Source organism: Bacillus sp. Root920, from assembly GCF_001429445.1.
Lineage (GTDB): Bacteria > Bacillota > Bacilli > Bacillales > Bacillaceae > Bacillus > Bacillus safensis.
The window spans coordinates 569,367-586,125 of sequence record NZ_LMJV01000001.1 but is presented as its reverse complement, the minus strand read 5'-3'; the positions used below and the strand labels follow the sequence as shown (position 1 = coordinate 586,125).

The following is a 16,759-nucleotide window of genomic DNA, read 5'->3' as shown; positions in this document are numbered from 1 at the left end:
ATTAATATTCAGTCGTTACGATTGGTGTGCCAACCGTAATCGTATGATTTTCGTTCATTTCCGAACTTCTGATGGCAATTTGAACATTCATTTTATCATTTGAAGTCATAATGAACTGTTCCCACTTATCTGTGTAAGCGGAAAGCGACACAAAATTAGACTCAACGAGATACTCAACTGGTTTTGCTTGAAATTCATTTGCTAACATTTCAGCTTTTTTTTGCAAAACAACATCCATCATACCATTTACATGACCATCGAGACAAGTAAAAATTACAATTTTCTCTTGTAATATGCTTTTTGCATGACGTACGAACTGATCATATGTATGCTCCCAGGTATTCAGTGGGCGAGCACCTTTTTGCTCATATAATAAATACGACTTTTGATTGGATTTTGTGTCGGTCTTCACGAGTAAAATTTTCGATTCTGTATCATTTTTTTCATCTTTGTAAATTCCTGTGACTTTGGTGACATGTTGCTCTTTTTTTTCGGTCCACTCATACTGTCGTAGTTCGTCTTTCAAACGTTTCACTTTTTTTGAAAATTGTTCGGATGAAATATCTACATTTGTCTTGGCATGGAGGGTCCACCCATCGACTTCAATTTGCTGGTTTTTCAGACCTTCTGCTATTTGAGCGAGCGGGGAAGATTCTTCCGCACGAACACCTTGAATCATCAGAACAAAAAAAAGAATAAACGCAAATAATGGCCAACCTTTCAAATACTTTCTCACTTGTCATTCCCCCTTGCTACAAGTGTTGCCGCAAGGAGGTCAATGCATACGTGGAAAAGACAACAAAAGGCCAACCTTTTGACCCTTCCTTTTACGTTCCCGCAGAAGGTCATGACCAAACCTTTTATGTTAGAACATATAAGGAATTTGTCTGGAGAAATTTAAGTAATCAAGGAAGAAATTGCTGACCGCAGATGCGATGGCAATGGTAATGAGCATCATCAGCAGCCTTGCTTGAACGATTTTCCCTTTTTTAATGAGTGGATCAATATTAACAGCTAGCAGTGCCCACCATGTAACCGCGATAAAAAATAGGTGGATCACAATGCCCACGATTGCTTGTTGTCCTACGTCTTCCATACAATTGAATCCTCCTTTTATTTATTTCTGTAAAGGAAAACTCCCTTTCATTATATCCTCGAAAATCGGAAAGATGAATCATTTGGAAAAAAGAGCTACATTTAGTGTGAATCCCCTCTTATCCTGATGCCAAGGAGATGATATACTGCGTGTGGAAGGAGCTGAACACATTGAAAGATTCTTTTCCTGACTTTGTTGATTTGTACGGAGAATTGGTTCCCTCATTTGATTATGAATGGGAGGCCATTGCTTTCTACTTTGATTATAGACAGACACAGCTAGAAGAATTAGCGCAATTGTGTCATTTTCATAACATTTCTTTGGATTACTCTGAGGAAAGCCTGTATCAGTTAGAATCACTATACTTTGATGCATTGACCAAGCAGCTGTTCGCTGAGTGGAAAATGCCGATAGATGCATTAGAAGCGATGATGAGTGTGTATTTAGGAGAGGTTGTCATCCGTCATCATTCAGATGCTGACTGGGTGGTGCGGCCTTATATGGATTCTCCGCATCAATATACGCTTGGTTTGCGCCGTCACAATAAAACGTGGCATAGTACGCAGTTTTGCGAGCACTTATATCTTGAAAAACAGGATTCGCACCCTTATGTGTCCATGTATCAATCTCTCATGTCATTCTAAAAAAAACCTTCTTATCATTGTGATAAGAAGGTTTTTCTGTTTTATTTCCCTGCTACATTTAAACGGTTTAACGCCCGTTTTAATGCGAGTTCCGCCCGGCGTACATCACTTTCATTCGGGTGGTTCAAATGCTCTTCAGCACGCTGCTTCGCTGATTTAGCACGATCGACATCAACTTTATCTGATGTTTCAGCGGCCTGAGCCAGAATGGTTACTTGTTCAGGGCGGACTTCAACAAATCCGCCACTTACTGCAACCAATTCAGTTGATCCACTATGTTTTAAGCGAACTGCACCGATTTTTAGCGGAGCAACCATTGGAACGTGGCCAGCTAAAATACCAAGCTCACCGCTTTCTGCTCTTACACTGACCATTTCCACATCCGCTTGATACACTGGGCCGTCGGGAGTAACGATATTGACTTGAACGGTCTTCATGCTTTTACCCTCCTAAGGACCAGATTAGGCCTCTACACCCATCTCTTTGGCTTTTTCAACCACTTCTTCAATGCGTCCAACTAAGCGGAATGCATCTTCTGGGAGGTGATCGTATTTACCAGATAAGATTTCCTTGAAGCCTTTAACAGTTTCTTTCAATGGCACATAAGAACCCTTTTGGCCAGTGAACTGCTCTGCTACGTGGAAGTTTTGAGATAGGAAGAATTGAACACGACGCGCTCTGTGTACCACAAGCTTATCGTCCTCAGATAATTCATCCATACCTAAAATGGCAATAATATCTTGCAGCTCTTTATAACGCTGTAATGTTTGCTGCACTTCACGCGCAATCGCATAATGCTCTTCACCAACGATCTCAGGTGCAAGTGCACGAGATGTTGAAGCAAGAGGATCAACCGCTGGGTAAATACCCATTTCAGTCAGCTTACGCTCAAGGTTTGTCGTTGCATCAAGGTGAGCGAACGTCGTTGCAGGAGCTGGATCTGTATAGTCATCCGCAGGTACATAGATCGCTTGAATCGATGTAACCGATCCTACGTTTGTAGACGTGATACGCTCTTGGAGCTGACCCATTTCTGTTGCAAGTGTCGGCTGATAACCTACCGCTGAAGGCATACGTCCAAGAAGGGCTGATACTTCAGAACCTGCTTGTGTAAAGCGATAGATATTATCGATGAAGAACAATACGTCTTGACCTTGTTCATCACGGAAATGCTCTGCCATTGTCAAACCAGTTAGGGCAACACGCATACGTGCACCTGGTGGCTCGTTCATTTGACCGAAGACCATGGCTGTTTTCTCGATAACGCCAGAATCTTTCATTTCGTAGTAAAGGTCGTTTCCTTCACGTGTACGCTCTCCAACACCAGCGAATACAGAAATACCGCCGTGTTCTTGTGCGATGTTGTTGATCAATTCTTGAATCAGAACGGTTTTACCTACACCAGCTCCACCGAATAGACCGATCTTTCCACCTTTGATGTAAGGAGCAAGCAGGTCAACAACTTTGATACCTGTTTCAAGAATTTCAACTTCTGTAGAAAGTTGATCAAAAGAAGGCGCTTGTCTGTGGATTGGATCTCTTTGAGCTTCCACACCAAGTGGCTCATCTAAGTCAATGTTATCTCCCAGTACGTTGAATACACGTCCAAGTGTTACGTTACCAACTGGTACTGAAATTGGTTTTCCAAGGTCTACAGCTTCCATACCGCGCTTCACACCGTCTGTTGATGCCATTGCGATGGTTCTCACTGTATCGTCACCTAAATGTAGTGCTACTTCTAAAGTTAAGTCGATATCAACTTCACTTTCGCTTTCCGCTTTATGCGAAACTTTGATCGCATTATAAATCTCAGGCAAGTGACCGTCTTCAAAACGAACGTCTACGACTGGTCCCATGATCTGACTGATGCGTCCTGTTTTCATTGCATTCCCTCCTGACAATTATTTCTATTCTAAGGCAGCTGCTCCGCCGACAATTTCTGTAATCTCTTGTGTAATCGCTGCTTGACGAGCACGGTTGTAAGAGAGTGTCAGGCTGTCGATCAATTCTTTTGCGTTGTCTGTTGCACTCTTCATTGCTGTCATTCTTGCAGCATGTTCACTTGCTTTGCTGTCAAGAAGCGCACCGAAAATCAAACTCTCTGCATATTGAGGAAGGAGAACTTCAAGAATTTCTTCTTCAGAAGGCTCAAACTCATAAGATGCGGAACGTTTATTTGGTGTCGCTGCGGCCGAAAGGTCCGTTAGCGGCAATAATTTCTTCTCTGTTACTTCTTGTGAAATCGCACTGACAAAGTGGTTGTAGAACATGTAAAGTTCGTCAAACGCTTCATCAGAGAACATTTGAACTGTACTGCTTGCTAATTCTTTAATATCAGCAAACGCTACTTCGTCTCCAAGCCCTGTTACTTCAGAAATAACTGGAATACCACGCTTTTTGAAGAAGTCGCGTCCGATTTTACCAATGACAATCACCGCATATTCATCAGCGGATTGATGACGAGATTGAATGGTTTGGTAAGCGGCACGCAAAATCGAGCTGTTAAAAGGTCCTGCAAGCCCTCGATCAGATGTAATGACGAGATACCCTGTTTTCTTGACAGGTCTTGAAAGAAGCATTGGGTGCTTAGCACTTGTTCCAGTTGCGATTGCAGCAACCACTTCCTGGATTTTCTCCATGTAAGGAACAAAAGACTTCGCATTGTTTTCAGCACGATTCAGTTTCGCAGCTGATACCATTTGCATCGCTTTTGTGATCTGACTCGATTTTTTCGTTGACGTGATCCTTGACTTTATATCGCGTAATGAGGCCAAAGATTTCACCACCTTTTTTCAGGAATCCGTGTTCATTTACGTGAAAAGAGAGAAAAAGAGAATCTTTTTCTCTCGGAAAGATTACTAATTAGTTGCTTGGTGCAAACGTACGTTTAAAGCCTTCGATTGCTGTCTTCCACTCTTCATCAGCAGGCATATTTCCTGTTTGAGAGATTGTGTCAAACAAGCCTTTATGGTTTTCTTCAATGTACAAGAATAACTCAGCTTCAAAACGTTTAACATCAGCAATGGCTACATCGTCTAAGTATCCTCTTGTTAGTGCGTAAAGAATCGCTACTTGTTTTTCAACTTTAAGCGGTTTGTTCAAGTCTTGTTTTAAGACTTCAACTGTTCTTGCACCACGGTTTAATTTCGCTTGAGTGGCTTGGTCTAGATCAGATCCAAACTGAGCGAATGCTTCAAGCTCACGATAAGAAGCAAGATCCAGACGAAGTGTACCTGCTACCTTTTTCATCGCTTTGATTTGTGCAGAACCACCTACACGGGATACAGACAATCCTGCGTTTACCGCTGGACGTACGCCTGAGAAGAAGAGGTCAGATTGTAAGAAAATCTGTCCATCTGTGATGGAAATAACGTTTGTTGGGATATATGCAGAGATATCGCCAGCCTGCGTTTCTACGAAAGGCAATGCTGTGATAGAACCGCCACCCTTTTCGTCACTAAGCTTCGCTGCACGTTCTAATAAACGAGAGTGAAGATAGAAAACATCACCAGGGAATGCCTCACGACCTGGAGGACGACGAAGCAATAATGAAAGCTCACGGTAAGCTGCCGCTTGTTTAGAAAGGTCATCATAGACAACAAGTACGTGCTTGCCGTTATACATGAATTCCTCACCCATCGTTACACCTGCATAAGGAGCAAGGTAAAGAAGTGGAGCTGGCTGTGATGCAGAAGCTGTGACAACGATTGTGTAGTCAAGCGCACCATGCTTACGAAGTGTTTCAACAACACCACGAACCGTAGATTCTTTTTGTCCGATGGCAACATAAATACAGATCATGTCTTGATCTTTTTGGTTTAGAATCGTATCGATTGCAACAGATGTTTTACCTGTTTGACGGTCACCAATGATCAATTCACGCTGTCCGCGGCCGATTGGAATCAAGGCATCAATTGCTTTAATTCCTGTTTGAAGTGGCTCATGTACAGATTTACGATCCATAACGCCAGGTGCTTCACTTTCGATTGGACGTGTTTTGCTTGTTAAGATTGGACCTAGTCCATCAACAGGCTGACCAAGCGGGTTCACAATACGTCCGATTAACTCTTCACCTACTGGAACCTCCATGATACGACCTGTACGTTTTACGTCGTCACCTTCGCGGATATCTTTGTAAGGTCCTAAAATAACGATACCTACGTTAGACTCCTCAAGGTTTTGAGCCATACCCATTACACCGTTAGAGAACTCAACCAGCTCTCCTGCCATAATGTTGTCAAGGCCATGTACACGCGCGATACCGTCCCCTACTTGAATGACTGTACCGACATCTTTTACTTCAATTTCTGATTGATAGTTTTGGATTTGCTGCTTTATCAGCGCGCTAATCTCTTCAGCTTTGATACTCACTAAGGTTTCACCCCTTCTAACGATTTTCGCCTGCAAGCTGACGTTCAATGCGGGAAAGCTTTCCGCTGACACTGCCGTCATAAATGCGGTTTCCGATACGGATTTTCACTCCGCCTATTAGATCCTTGTCAATCACATTTTCAACACGCAGTGATGTGACTCCGGCTTTTTTGGCAAATACTTCAGATAAAGATTGAATTTCAGCACCGCTCAGCGGTTTCACTGAATACACGACCGCATCGTCTATTTGTTTCGCACGGTTTGCAAGTTTCACAAACTCAGACGTCATTTCAGAGAAAATATTCGTGCGTCCGCGGTCAATCAGTAAATACATTGTGTGCAATACATAAGTAGAAACACCTTTGAAAGCTTCAGCAATCAACTGTTTCTTTTTGTCTGCCGTAATCTTTGGATGAACAAGGAAGTCATTGAGTTCTTGATCAGCCTTTAGAACTTTTTTGATCTCATTCAGCTCTTTTTCAGTTTCGTCTACTGCCGAAGAAGCAAGAACGATGTCAAAAAGAGCAGAAGCGTAACGCTTAGAGACAATAGTTACGCTCATCGGCTTTCGCCTGCCTCTTTAAGGTACTCTTGAATCAATTTCTCTTGTGCCTGCTCATCAAGTTCTTTTTCAATCACTTTAGATGCAATCAGCACAGATAGTGATGCAACCTGCTCACGCAGTGCAGCCACAGCTTGTTCTTTTTCTTTCACGATTTCAGTTCTAGCAGACTCTTTCAAGCGCTCTGATTCTTGACGTGCTGCTTGAATGATCTCTTCTTTTTGTTTCTCACCAATCTTTTTCGCATTTTCGATGAGTGTATGTGATTCTTCGCGTGCTTCTTTCAATAAGACACGTTGTTCTTCAAGAAGCTTTTCAGCTTGAACGTGCTTTTGTTCAGCACTTGAAATTTCATTTCCTATATAATCTTCACGCTGCTTCATAATACCTAATAAAGGTTTAAGCGCAAATTTCTTTAAAAGTGCAAGCAAGATGAGCATAGCGATAAGCTGGAATAACATATCACCGGCGTTGAAACTTAAGCCCCCTGCTCCTAAAACCACTGGTAACTGAGACATTTAGTACGGCAACTCCCTTCTTTAAATAATATGTTAAGAAACAAAACATAAAGGAATGGCGAAGTTTCGAACTAATCTGATCTTCGCCATTAAAATTCATATTAGAACGCTTCTCACATATTAACCAAAGAATGCCAAGAATGCGATAACGACAGCGATAATTGGAAGTGCCTCAACTAAAGCGACCCCGATGAACATAAGTGTTCTTAGTTCTCTACCAGCTTCTGGCTGACGAGCGATTCCTTCAACTGTTTTAGATACGATTAGACCGTTACCAATACCTGCTCCTAGTGCTCCTAAACCGATTGCAATTGCTGCTGCTATTAAATTCATTAAAAAGCTCCTCCTTTAAAATAACGTCCTTTTTGGACTCTCAATTTTTTAGTGTTCGTCGCTGACTTTATGGGAAATGTACACCATTGTCAGCATGGTGAAGATAAATGCCTGGATTGTTCCGACAAACAAACTGAATGCCTGCCATACAATCATCGGCACGATGGCACCTAATGTACCAACGATACCAAGCGCAATGTTTTGCGTGTAGAAATTGGTCGCAAGTCCTGCAAGTAACCCAAGAAGAATCTCTCCAGCGAAAATATTTCCATAAAGACGCAAACCAAGTGTTAACGTGTTTGCAAATTCTTCAATGATTTTCAGCGGCACTAAATATGGGATTGGCTTGAAGAAGTCTTTCGTATATTCCTTGACTCCTTTTGCCTTGACACCGTAGAAGTGTGTAAGTCCCATGACCATAATTGCTAGTGTCATTGTGATTGCAGGATCAGCAGTTGGTGATTTCCACCACAAGTTGTGATCGACCGTAATCGAGAATGGCAGTCCAAGCATGTTTGAAACAAATATGTACATGAGTAATGTAACGCCAAGCGCTAGAAATGGGGCTCCTGTTTTCATGTCCATCGAACTACCTATGATATTTCGAACAAAATCAACGATCCATTCCATGAAGTTCTGCGCCTTAGTCGGACGAATAGACAGAACACGAGTAGTCAGCACCGCTATGAGAAGAACGATGATACTAGCAATCGTAATCATGAGAACATTGGATAAGTTGAACGTTAACCCTAAAAATTCTGTAGTTTTTGAACTGTGACCCAAAGAGTATTCACCTCTCTTCCATAGTAGAACGTTTAAGTTGAATGAAGGAATCTATCATAATGACAGGATATATTGTCATTAATCCTATAACAACACCTGCCAGATGAACTTCATTAGGGTAACGCCAAGCAATCGCTACTGCGAGAATCGCGTTGGCCCACCTGGCTGTACTCCCCATTGAACGAATGGATTTTCCTTTTTTAACCGCTCGATCAAAAGCGTGCATTCTCCGTATAAGTAGGAATAAATTAAAGAAAGCAAAAATTGTGCCGATAATGAAACCAAGAAACAGTGGTTTAAAACCAGGCATGGCATAGCCAAACACAAAAATTGCCAATAGATAGAACATGTATTTACTCTGTCTGCGGAAAATCGCGTTTGGATCGTTCATTCATCTGACTCCCGATGAAAAGTATTGTAAAAAAGGTGATAAATGGTGATGAAAACTGCGTAGAAGACGCTGATGATAAGCCGTCCTATTCGAAAAAAATCAATCACCCATCGGTCTAATTGCACAATCAGACTTGAAATCTTTAGATCTATGGGATGCTGCTTCATTCGTTGATACAAACCCTGATTATTAAAGGGTTCACAATGAGGATTAGTAGAGTGCTATAGGCTATGAAAACCTTACCATAATACCCTCGTTTAGCATACAATAGCGTCTATGATGTGTCAATCGGTTGAAAGTTAAAAAACTTTTCTATAGTGATAGAGCACACAAAATGTTCACAATTTCATCAAACTTTAGGAGAGATGTGACATTCATTGAAAAAAACAGCCAATGTTCAGTATACATTGATTTTTCTAAGAACGGTATCAACCGTTTGTCATATATTTCAAAAAGCCCACATGCACGTTTGCATGTGGGCTTTTATTAAGACTTTCTTATTTCGTTCCGTACATACGGTCACCAGCATCACCAAGACCTGGGATGATGTAACCTTTTTCGTTTAGTTTCTCATCTAATGCTGCAATGTAGATATCAACATCTGGATGATGCTTTTGCATTTCTTCTACACCTTCAGGGGCAGCAATCAGACACATAAAGCGAATGTTTTTCGCACCGCGTTTTTTCAAGCTGTTTAACGCTTCGACTGCTGAACCGCCAGTTGCAAGCATTGGGTCTACTACGATAAATTCACGTTCTTCCACATCAGATGGAAGCTTCACATAATATTCAACAGGCTTTAATGTTTTCGGATCACGGTATAAACCAACATGTCCCACTTTAGCAGCTGGAATGAGTTTCAAAATCCCGTCTACCATTCCAAGACCTGCTCTTAAAATTGGCACAACCCCGAGTTTCTTCCCTGAGATCACGTTTGATTTGGCTACTTGTACAGGTGTTTCTACATCTACCTCTTCAAGCGGTAAGTCTCTTGTGATTTCAAATGCCATTAATGTTGCGACTTCATCCACTAGCTCTCTAAATTCTTTAGTTCCTGTATGAACGTCACGAATATATGTAAGTTTGTGCTGAATAAGCGGGTGATCAAATACATAAACCTTTGCCATTGCTTGCTACAACTCCTTTTCTGTCATCTTCCGGTGAACTTTGCACACTTCCTACAATTCTACATAAAAAGACATCATCTTTCAATATGATTCGCAAATCCTACAAAAAAAACCCACATGCCAAAAATAGGCAAATGGGTCTGTTTTTTAATAATCTAATTCGTTATATAGAGGGAAACGGGCCGTAAGATCAGATACACGCTTTTTCGCCTCTTCTAATTTCGCTTCATCTTCATGATGTTTTAGCGCAAGTGCAATAATGGAACCGACTTCTTTCATCGCTTCTTGATCAAAACCGCGGCTTGTTACTGCTGCTGTACCTACACGTACACCGCTTGTGACAAATGGTTTCTCTGGATCATAAGGAATTGCATTTTTGTTCACTGTAATACCGATTTCATCAAGAACATTTTCTGCAATTTTTCCTGTGATGCCAAGAGAACGCAAGTCGATGAGAACAAGATGGTTATCTGTTCCGCCAGATACAAGCTGAATATCTTCAGATAAAAGTGTTTCAGCTAGTTGTTTTGCATTATTAATGACGTTTTGTGCATATGTTTTGAAATCTCCGTTCAATACTTCACCGAAAGAAACAGCTTTTGCAGAGATGACATGCATCAGTGGTCCACCTTGAATACCAGGGAAGATCGATTTGTCGATCTTTTTACCAAACTCTTCACGGCATAGGATCATTCCGCCGCGAGGTCCGCGTAATGTTTTGTGAGTTGTTGTTGTCACAAAATCTGCGTAAGGAACTGGATTTGGATGAAGACCTGCTGCAACAAGACCAGCAATGTGAGCCATGTCGACCATAAAGTAAGCACCGACTTCATCAGCAATCTCACGGAACTTTTTGAAATCAATTTGGCGTGGGTATGCACTTGCACCCGCAACGATGAGTTTCGGCTTATGTTCACGTGCTTTTTCAAGTACATCTTGATAGTCGATATGCTGAGTTTCTTTATCTACACCGTATTCTACAAAGTTGTACTGTACACCACTAAAGTTTACAGGGCTTCCATGTGTTAAATGTCCGCCATGTGATAAGTTCATGCCAAGTACTGTATCGCCATGCTCAAGAATTGTAAAGTATACGGCCATGTTCGCTTGAGCACCTGAGTGAGGCTGTACGTTCACATACTCAGCGCCAAAAATTTCTTTTGCGCGGTCACGTGCGATATCTTCCACAACGTCTACATGTTCACAGCCGCCATAGTAGCGTTTACCAGGATAGCCCTCAGCGTATTTGTTTGTTAATACAGAGCCCTGTGCTTCCATGACTGCTTCGCTTACGAAGTTTTCTGATGCAATTAATTCGATTTTGTCCTGCTGGCGTTTCCGCTCTAGTTGAATTGCTTTGAATACTTGTGCGTCTTGCTCAGGTAAATGTTTCATCAGCGAAATCCTCTCCAATCTATTTCCATTCGATGTTTTCACCATCTCATTGTACACGGTTTTTGAGTAAAATGTAAAAGTTTTTTTTGGAAAATCGACTTCTTTTTTATGAAAACCCGAATATTCAAGTGGTAAAGCGTCTTCATCATTCAACATTATATTAGAAATATATCGAAGCTATGATCTTGTATAAACGGCTCGTTCTCCGCCAATCAGCTTCGGACGCGTTTTCGCAAAAGTCACATGTGCATGTCCTAATCGATGACGACTGAGGCGGACAGGTACTGCGACTCTCTTTAAGTGCATCCCAATTAACGTATCGCCGATATCAATTCCAGCATGTGCCTCAATGCATTCGACCAATACAGGATGTTCCATTTGCTGATACGCATGAGCCGCCATCGAACCACCCGCTTTACGGACAGGTACTGCAGCTACGATCTCCAGGTTAAAACGGAAAGCCACTTCTTCTTCAACAACAAGGGCACGATTTAGATGTTCACAGCATTGAAAGGCGAGCTCGATGCCGGTCTCTCGTCTTAACTGATCCAATTCTTGATAGATAGAGGCAGCAATTTGCTCACTTCCTGCAGTACCAATATGCTCACCAGCCACTTCTGACGTACTGCAGCCAATGACTAAGATTTGCCCGGCACGCAATTCAACTGTTTGATGAAACTCTTTTAACATTTCAAGCCAATCTTGACCAATGTTCATGTTAAGCGCTCCTTATAGGTGCTTTTCTTCGTAATCAGCAATTTTGCCAATCCGCACAGCATGGCGTCCTGCTGTAAACTCTGTCGTCAGCCAAATGTGCGCAATCTCACGTGCTAATCCTGGTCCAATCACTCGCTCTCCCATTGCAAGAACGTTCGTATCATTATGTTCTCTCGTTGCTTTCGCACTAAATGTATCATGAGCCAATGCACAGCGAATTCCTTTTACTTTATTTGCTGAGATGCTCATGCCGATGCCTGTCCCACAAATTAAAATGCCGCGGTCGACTTCTCCGTTTGCCACCATATTGGCTACAGGAAAAGCATAATCTGGGTAGTCTACAGAACCTGATCCGCATTCACAACCCATATCAATGTATTCAATCTTCAATTCATCCATCAGTTGTTTGATTTCTTCACGAATATTCGTTCCGCCGTGATCGGATGCAATGGCTACTTTCATCGGGCAATTCCTCCTAAGGGTGAGTTGATCTGTTATGTCTTACATTCATTCTTTATTTACAGTTATATTTTAACCTCTGCCTAGTGATTTGCAAACAATAGCAGAAAAACCGTTGAGGCAACGGTTTTACAGGTTATCTATTATGATGATCTTTTTTCAGCTTCTCAGCGAGCTGATACAGCAAGGCTTCTAGTTCATCTCGAGTTTCCTGATAAACAGAAAGACTTCCTCCAAACGGATCGGATACATCGCCTTCTGTTCCTGTCGCAAATTCCTTTAAAGTGAAGACCTTGCCTTTTGCATGCGCATATTGCTCTGCAATCAACTGTTTATGCTGCATCGTCATCGTAAAGACGTAATGAGCTTCGCGTAGAAGATCCTCTGTCAATTTTGATGATGAGTGATTCAGTGGAATGCTTTTCTCAAATAATGCTTCGATCGCTTGAGGAGAAGCCTTCCCTTCATCGGAGGCAAAAATGCCCGCTGATTTTACAGTGACCTCTAAGCCTTTTTCATCTGCAATTGAAGCAAAAAGGGCTTGAGCCATTGGACTTCTGCATGTATTTCCCGTACAAACAAATAAGATTTTCATCTTTCGCCCTCCTTTTCTTCTATTATATAGCATTTCATTCTACATGTTATGTAAGGAGACTGGCTAGAGCGGAAATAATAATTTGATACCAAAGGCTAGTAAAATGATCCCACCAAGCGCGCCGCTATATGAACCAACCCATGACCGAACCTGTTTACCGAGTAATAATCCGAGCCATGTGAGGAGCATACTAAAAAAACCAAACAATAATATAGTCATCCACACCTGGGAACCGTAAATCCCGAGGCTTAAACCAACGGAGAAGCTGTCTAGGCTTACACTTGTCGCAAAAAGAACAAGACCAGCCCCAACTGGTGCAATAAAGGGCTTATCCTCTTTGCGGATAGAAGCAACAATCATTTGCAGTCCCAGCACCAAAAGCAGCGCCCCGCCAATATAGGTGGCAAGAAGTCCAAGCCATCCAGATAAGAGCTGACCTGTCAGCATGCCAAAAAGCGGCATAAACATATGAAATATCCCAATAACAAGTCCAATATAAATGATCTGGCGGAACCTCAGCTGAATCATCCCCATACCAAGTCCAACCGAAAAAGCATCCATCCCAAGTGCAAAAGCCATGATGCTGAGTGTCAGCAATTCGCCAGCTAGTTCGTTCATGTAAATCCCCCTTGGACACACATTCTCCTTTAACCTATGTTTGTCCAAGAAAGGTTAGAACTATTGGAACGAAGGGAGTGTACGCCCTCCTGCGGCTTTTTGCAGACGGTTCATAATGGCAGAACCAACTCCCTCTTCTGAAAAGGCTTCTGAAATGATCAAGTCTACATCTGTTTCATCAAATTGTCTCAGTACACGATAAAGGTTTGCAGCAACCGTTTCAGGTTTTTCTCTCCATCCACAGCTGTACACAACATCTGCCGCAAACAGCGATTTCTTTTCTTCTGTTGTCAGCACTCCGACTTTTAGCCCTTCAGCTTTGTATTTCTGTATGTGACGCTGCATGTCTTCATCACTTCCATGAAAGATATACATCTTGGCTTCAGGTGCATAATGTGTGTATTTCATTCCCGGCGATACAGGCGCTTCGTCCTTTTTTGTCAGCCCTGGGTCCACACTCACCGTCCCCACGACCTCTTCTAATGCTTCTTTTGTAATTCCGCCTGGTCTTAAAATCACTGGGGTCTCACCGATACAGGATACAACCGTTGACTCAACGCCAATTCCAGTTGAACCGCCATCCACAATCCCAGCGATTCTCCCTTGGAGATCACTCGCTACATGGTCAGCTTGTGTTGGTGAAGGTTTCCCCGAACGATTGGCACTTGGTGCAGCAATTGGCAGACCAGCTGCTCGGATGAGCTCAAGCGCAATGGGATGATCAGGCATTCTCACACCTACTGTGGATAAACCTGCTGTAACCTGCTTTGATAAAGTGCCCGGCTTACACGGAAGAACGATGGTTAAGGCGCCCGGCCAAAAGGCATCCATCAGCGCCTTCGCTTTTTCGCTTTCTATTTGTGCAAATTCGTGAAGCTGCTGAACCTCCGCAATGTGAACAATCAACGGATTATCACTCGGACGCCCTTTCGCTTCATAAATTTTCATAACGGCTTCTGTCTCTTTCGCATTTGCCCCGAGTCCGTAAACGGTCTCTGTCGGGAAAGCAACCACTTCATTTTGCTGCAGCAGATCGGCCGCCTGTTTAATTTGTGGATAGTATGTGGATAAATCCTTTTCTAAATCCACAGACCACCTTTTTGTATTTAACATCATACAAACTCCTTTTAAAAAAGATAAAACTGTTGATATATCTCAATTATCCTTTTGAAAGTATAAAAGATGATGATCAATAAAACAAGCGTTGTCCACAATTTGTGGATAACGCTTGTTTTGTAGTGGATAAGTATGTGTATAAGTTCATCATTTTGTGATTAACTGCCTTTTTTTTGCAGGACCACAGCCTGTTCTTTCCCCAATGTCTCTTTTGCATGTGCAGAGCTCCATATGCTTTCTGGAATTTCCTTTAAAGGCGCGAAACCCATTAATGCCAAAAAATCATGGGAAGAGGAATGGTTTGCGACGACATAAAAAGTATCCACACCCATTTTTTCACCGAGCGTTTGAACACTTTGGAACAAAGAGACAATGTGTCCCTGACCGAGCTTATCTGATATGACAAGAGACCGCAGCAATCCCTCTTGTTCATTGAGCTGTTCAAGACCTAAGCAGCCTGCCAGCTGACCATCCGCATCTTCCATCACTACAAATGCCGTTCGCTCCGCAAGTGTTACTCCGCCTTTTACTTGTCCCTTTTCAAGAAAAGCATTGATCGCCGGGACATCTTCTTCTGTGGCTATTCTTAATTGATAATACATGCTTTCACCTCTTTTTGATCTCTTACTTCAACTCTATGAGGCAAAAACCGATTTATACCTTTTTTAAGAGAAAAGACTAGAGACCCATTCGAACAAAAAGAACTTCACTTCACCTGTCTCTTCTTCCTCTTCTTTCACCACTTCATTAACAGACTCTTTCGTTTGCTGCGCTGTCACTTGTTTATCATCATCCCCTTCTGGTGAGGCGATGGCTTCTCCGTTTGAAAAATCGATAAAGCAGAGCGGCGGAAATAACACACACCACCAGTTGGCACCGTCTCCTTCTCCAAGCGTAATTAAAATGGCTTCATATTTCCCAGCAGGGTAGACGAAATTTCCATAGAGCTTTGTTGGAAATGAAGCTTTTTGAAAACTGACCGATACGGATTGATCAATGTGCTGTTCCTTCAATTTCGCTTTAGCAATACGATTGATTTCTGGCAGCTTTGATCGAATGACACGTCTTGCTTCTTCAATGGATGTGAGGTCTTTCACCCACTCCGTCATATTCGCATTGACCTCGTCACGAATACTTCTTTTCACATCCTGATCCGCTGAACGATCACTATTTGCTAAAATGCGTAATCGAATCGCCTCATCTGGTATGACAACAGGCTGATTTGCAGAAGCAGCGGCTGTCTCCTCCTTGCCAAGGTTTGCAAAAGCACCGCATAATAATAGAAACATATAAAGACAAATCATCGTTTTACTTTTCAACATTGTGTGTTCCCCCCACTTTTTCTCTTCGCTACAAACATTGTGTCCAGGAAACTCATTTCATAAACAGTCAATATGAATTTTTTAATAGATTATGAGTCAAAACAAAAAAGCCGTTCTCATTAAGAACGACTTTTGAGTGAGGATTGGTAGTCAGAAGGGTATAGTCTCCCATCCCAATCTCGACTGATTTTTAAACCAGATTCTGTTTTAATGACAGTCATGGCTCCTTTTTTCTCGATTTCTTTTTTGACTTTCCCTTTTTGATCGATAAATTGGATCACCATTTCATAGTTAAATTCAATTCTGTCATCGCTTTCATCTGAAGGCGTAAACATAATTTTCTTCAGCTTAATTTGACAATCCTGATCCTTCGCCGCTTCTAATATGCTCGGGAACATGCTGTCTTGTGTATATTCTTGATATTCATGTTCGGTTAAATAAACCTTCAGCTTCTCTTTCATGTCAGATAGGTCATCCGTTCGATTCACTGTGTATTGTGCTTTTTTATAGCTTTCTCCAAATGCTGCTGCCTCTTTTTTAAAGCTCGGTTTACCACAAGCACTCACAATCAATAGTACACTGACGATGACCAACACCATCGCATACCTTTTGTTCACACCATTCGCTCCTTCAAAACAAATTTATGTAAAAAATCATGATCAGAATGTTCATTCTTCTATATATACGTTTCTCTTTTACCATAAGTTTCATC

Annotated in this window: 22 protein-coding genes; 1 reads left to right on the top strand and 21 read right to left on the bottom strand. The window is 42.0% G+C overall.

Going from position 1 to position 16,759, the window contains the following annotated elements; translation table 11 throughout:
• Position 1 precedes the first annotated feature (1 nt).
• Positions 2-736, bottom strand: a complete 735-nt coding sequence (locus tag ASE42_RS02655; protein WP_024423723.1) for a YwmB family TATA-box binding protein — start codon at positions 734-736, stop codon at positions 2-4.
• Between the two features lie 129 nt (positions 737-865).
• Positions 866-1,096 (bottom strand): DUF1146 family protein, encoded by a 231-nt coding sequence (locus ASE42_RS02650; RefSeq protein WP_024423724.1) that lies wholly within the window; start codon positions 1,094-1,096, stop codon positions 866-868.
• Between the two features lie 137 nt (positions 1,097-1,233).
• On the opposite strand from ASE42_RS02650, the gene ASE42_RS02645 reads away from it, so the two are divergent.
• A complete protein-coding gene (locus ASE42_RS02645) occupies positions 1,234-1,740 on the top strand; it encodes a hypothetical protein (protein WP_235566664.1) in 507 nt (168 codons plus the stop codon).
• Between the two features lie 41 nt (positions 1,741-1,781).
• On the opposite strand, the gene ASE42_RS02640 is transcribed toward ASE42_RS02645, so the two are convergent.
• The 19 genes from ASE42_RS02640 to ASE42_RS02550 all read right to left on the bottom strand — a co-directional run bounded on the left by ASE42_RS02640 (position 1,782) and on the right by ASE42_RS02550 (position 16,646).
• Positions 1,782-2,177 carry a F0F1 ATP synthase subunit epsilon gene (locus ASE42_RS02640; protein ID WP_003214592.1) on the bottom strand — a complete coding sequence of 132 codons (396 nt, stop codon included), beginning with the start codon at positions 2,175-2,177 and terminating at the stop codon, positions 1,782-1,784.
• Positions 2,178-2,201: 24 nt separating this feature from the next.
• Complete coding sequence (atpD, locus tag ASE42_RS02635) at positions 2,202-3,623, bottom strand: F0F1 ATP synthase subunit beta (RefSeq protein ID WP_008354929.1); 1,422 nt, start codon at positions 3,621-3,623, stop codon at positions 2,202-2,204.
• Positions 3,624-3,647: 24 nt separating this feature from the next.
• On the bottom strand, positions 3,648-4,514 hold the full coding sequence (locus ASE42_RS02630; protein WP_024423727.1) for a F0F1 ATP synthase subunit gamma: 867 nt from the start codon (positions 4,512-4,514) through the stop codon (positions 3,648-3,650).
• 88 nt (positions 4,515-4,602) lie between these two features.
• On the bottom strand, positions 4,603-6,111 hold the full coding sequence (gene atpA / locus ASE42_RS02625; protein ID WP_024423728.1) for a F0F1 ATP synthase subunit alpha: 1,509 nt from the start codon (positions 6,109-6,111) through the stop codon (positions 4,603-4,605).
• 16 nt (positions 6,112-6,127) lie between these two features.
• Positions 6,128-6,673, bottom strand: coding sequence for a F0F1 ATP synthase subunit delta (locus ASE42_RS02620; protein ID WP_041115517.1), 546 nt, complete (start codon positions 6,671-6,673; stop codon positions 6,128-6,130).
• Positions 6,670-7,191 carry a F0F1 ATP synthase subunit B gene (gene atpF, locus ASE42_RS02615; protein ID WP_008354935.1) on the bottom strand — a complete coding sequence of 174 codons (522 nt, stop codon included), beginning with the start codon at positions 7,189-7,191 and terminating at the stop codon, positions 6,670-6,672. The genes ASE42_RS02620 and atpF overlap by 4 nt, the downstream gene beginning before the upstream one ends.
• A 120-nt stretch (positions 7,192-7,311) precedes the next feature.
• The gene (gene atpE, locus ASE42_RS02610) at positions 7,312-7,524 is read right to left on the bottom strand and encodes a F0F1 ATP synthase subunit C (RefSeq protein ID WP_003214968.1); all 213 of its coding nucleotides are present in this window, start codon (positions 7,522-7,524) and stop codon (positions 7,312-7,314) included.
• Between the two features lie 48 nt (positions 7,525-7,572).
• The gene (atpB, locus tag ASE42_RS02605; protein ID WP_024423730.1) at positions 7,573-8,307 is read right to left on the bottom strand and encodes a F0F1 ATP synthase subunit A; all 735 of its coding nucleotides are present in this window, start codon (positions 8,305-8,307) and stop codon (positions 7,573-7,575) included.
• Between the two features lie 7 nt (positions 8,308-8,314).
• Positions 8,315-8,698, bottom strand: coding sequence for an ATP synthase subunit I (locus ASE42_RS02600; RefSeq protein WP_024423731.1), 384 nt, complete (start codon positions 8,696-8,698; stop codon positions 8,315-8,317).
• Between the two features lie 497 nt (positions 8,699-9,195).
• Complete coding sequence (upp, locus tag ASE42_RS02595; protein ID WP_003214553.1) at positions 9,196-9,825, bottom strand: uracil phosphoribosyltransferase; 630 nt, start codon at positions 9,823-9,825, stop codon at positions 9,196-9,198.
• Between the two features lie 147 nt (positions 9,826-9,972).
• Positions 9,973-11,220 carry a serine hydroxymethyltransferase gene (gene glyA, locus ASE42_RS02590; protein ID WP_024423732.1) on the bottom strand — a complete coding sequence of 416 codons (1,248 nt, stop codon included), beginning with the start codon at positions 11,218-11,220 and terminating at the stop codon, positions 9,973-9,975.
• Positions 11,221-11,397: 177 nt separating this feature from the next.
• The gene (locus ASE42_RS02585; RefSeq protein ID WP_024423733.1) at positions 11,398-11,937 is read right to left on the bottom strand and encodes a TIGR01440 family protein; all 540 of its coding nucleotides are present in this window, start codon (positions 11,935-11,937) and stop codon (positions 11,398-11,400) included.
• Positions 11,938-11,949: 12 nt separating this feature from the next.
• On the bottom strand, positions 11,950-12,399 hold the full coding sequence (gene rpiB / locus ASE42_RS02580) for a ribose 5-phosphate isomerase B (protein ID WP_003214714.1): 450 nt from the start codon (positions 12,397-12,399) through the stop codon (positions 11,950-11,952).
• A gap of 133 nt (positions 12,400-12,532) precedes the next feature.
• The gene (locus ASE42_RS02575; protein WP_024423734.1) at positions 12,533-12,991 is read right to left on the bottom strand and encodes a low molecular weight protein arginine phosphatase; all 459 of its coding nucleotides are present in this window, start codon (positions 12,989-12,991) and stop codon (positions 12,533-12,535) included.
• Between the two features lie 63 nt (positions 12,992-13,054).
• The gene (locus ASE42_RS02570) at positions 13,055-13,609 is read right to left on the bottom strand and encodes a manganese efflux pump MntP family protein (RefSeq protein WP_024423735.1); all 555 of its coding nucleotides are present in this window, start codon (positions 13,607-13,609) and stop codon (positions 13,055-13,057) included.
• 60 nt (positions 13,610-13,669) lie between these two features.
• Complete coding sequence (locus ASE42_RS02565) at positions 13,670-14,722, bottom strand: L-threonylcarbamoyladenylate synthase (RefSeq protein ID WP_082580653.1); 1,053 nt, start codon at positions 14,720-14,722, stop codon at positions 13,670-13,672.
• Between the two features lie 161 nt (positions 14,723-14,883).
• The gene (locus ASE42_RS02560; RefSeq protein WP_056765563.1) at positions 14,884-15,327 is read right to left on the bottom strand and encodes a GNAT family N-acetyltransferase; all 444 of its coding nucleotides are present in this window, start codon (positions 15,325-15,327) and stop codon (positions 14,884-14,886) included.
• A 63-nt stretch (positions 15,328-15,390) separates the two neighbouring features.
• Positions 15,391-16,047, bottom strand: a complete 657-nt coding sequence (spoIIR, locus tag ASE42_RS02555; RefSeq protein ID WP_034667920.1) for a stage II sporulation protein R — start codon at positions 16,045-16,047, stop codon at positions 15,391-15,393.
• Positions 16,048-16,166: 119 nt separating this feature from the next.
• Complete coding sequence (locus ASE42_RS02550; protein ID WP_024423739.1) at positions 16,167-16,646, bottom strand: hypothetical protein; 480 nt, start codon at positions 16,644-16,646, stop codon at positions 16,167-16,169.
• Positions 16,647-16,759 lie beyond the last annotated feature (113 nt).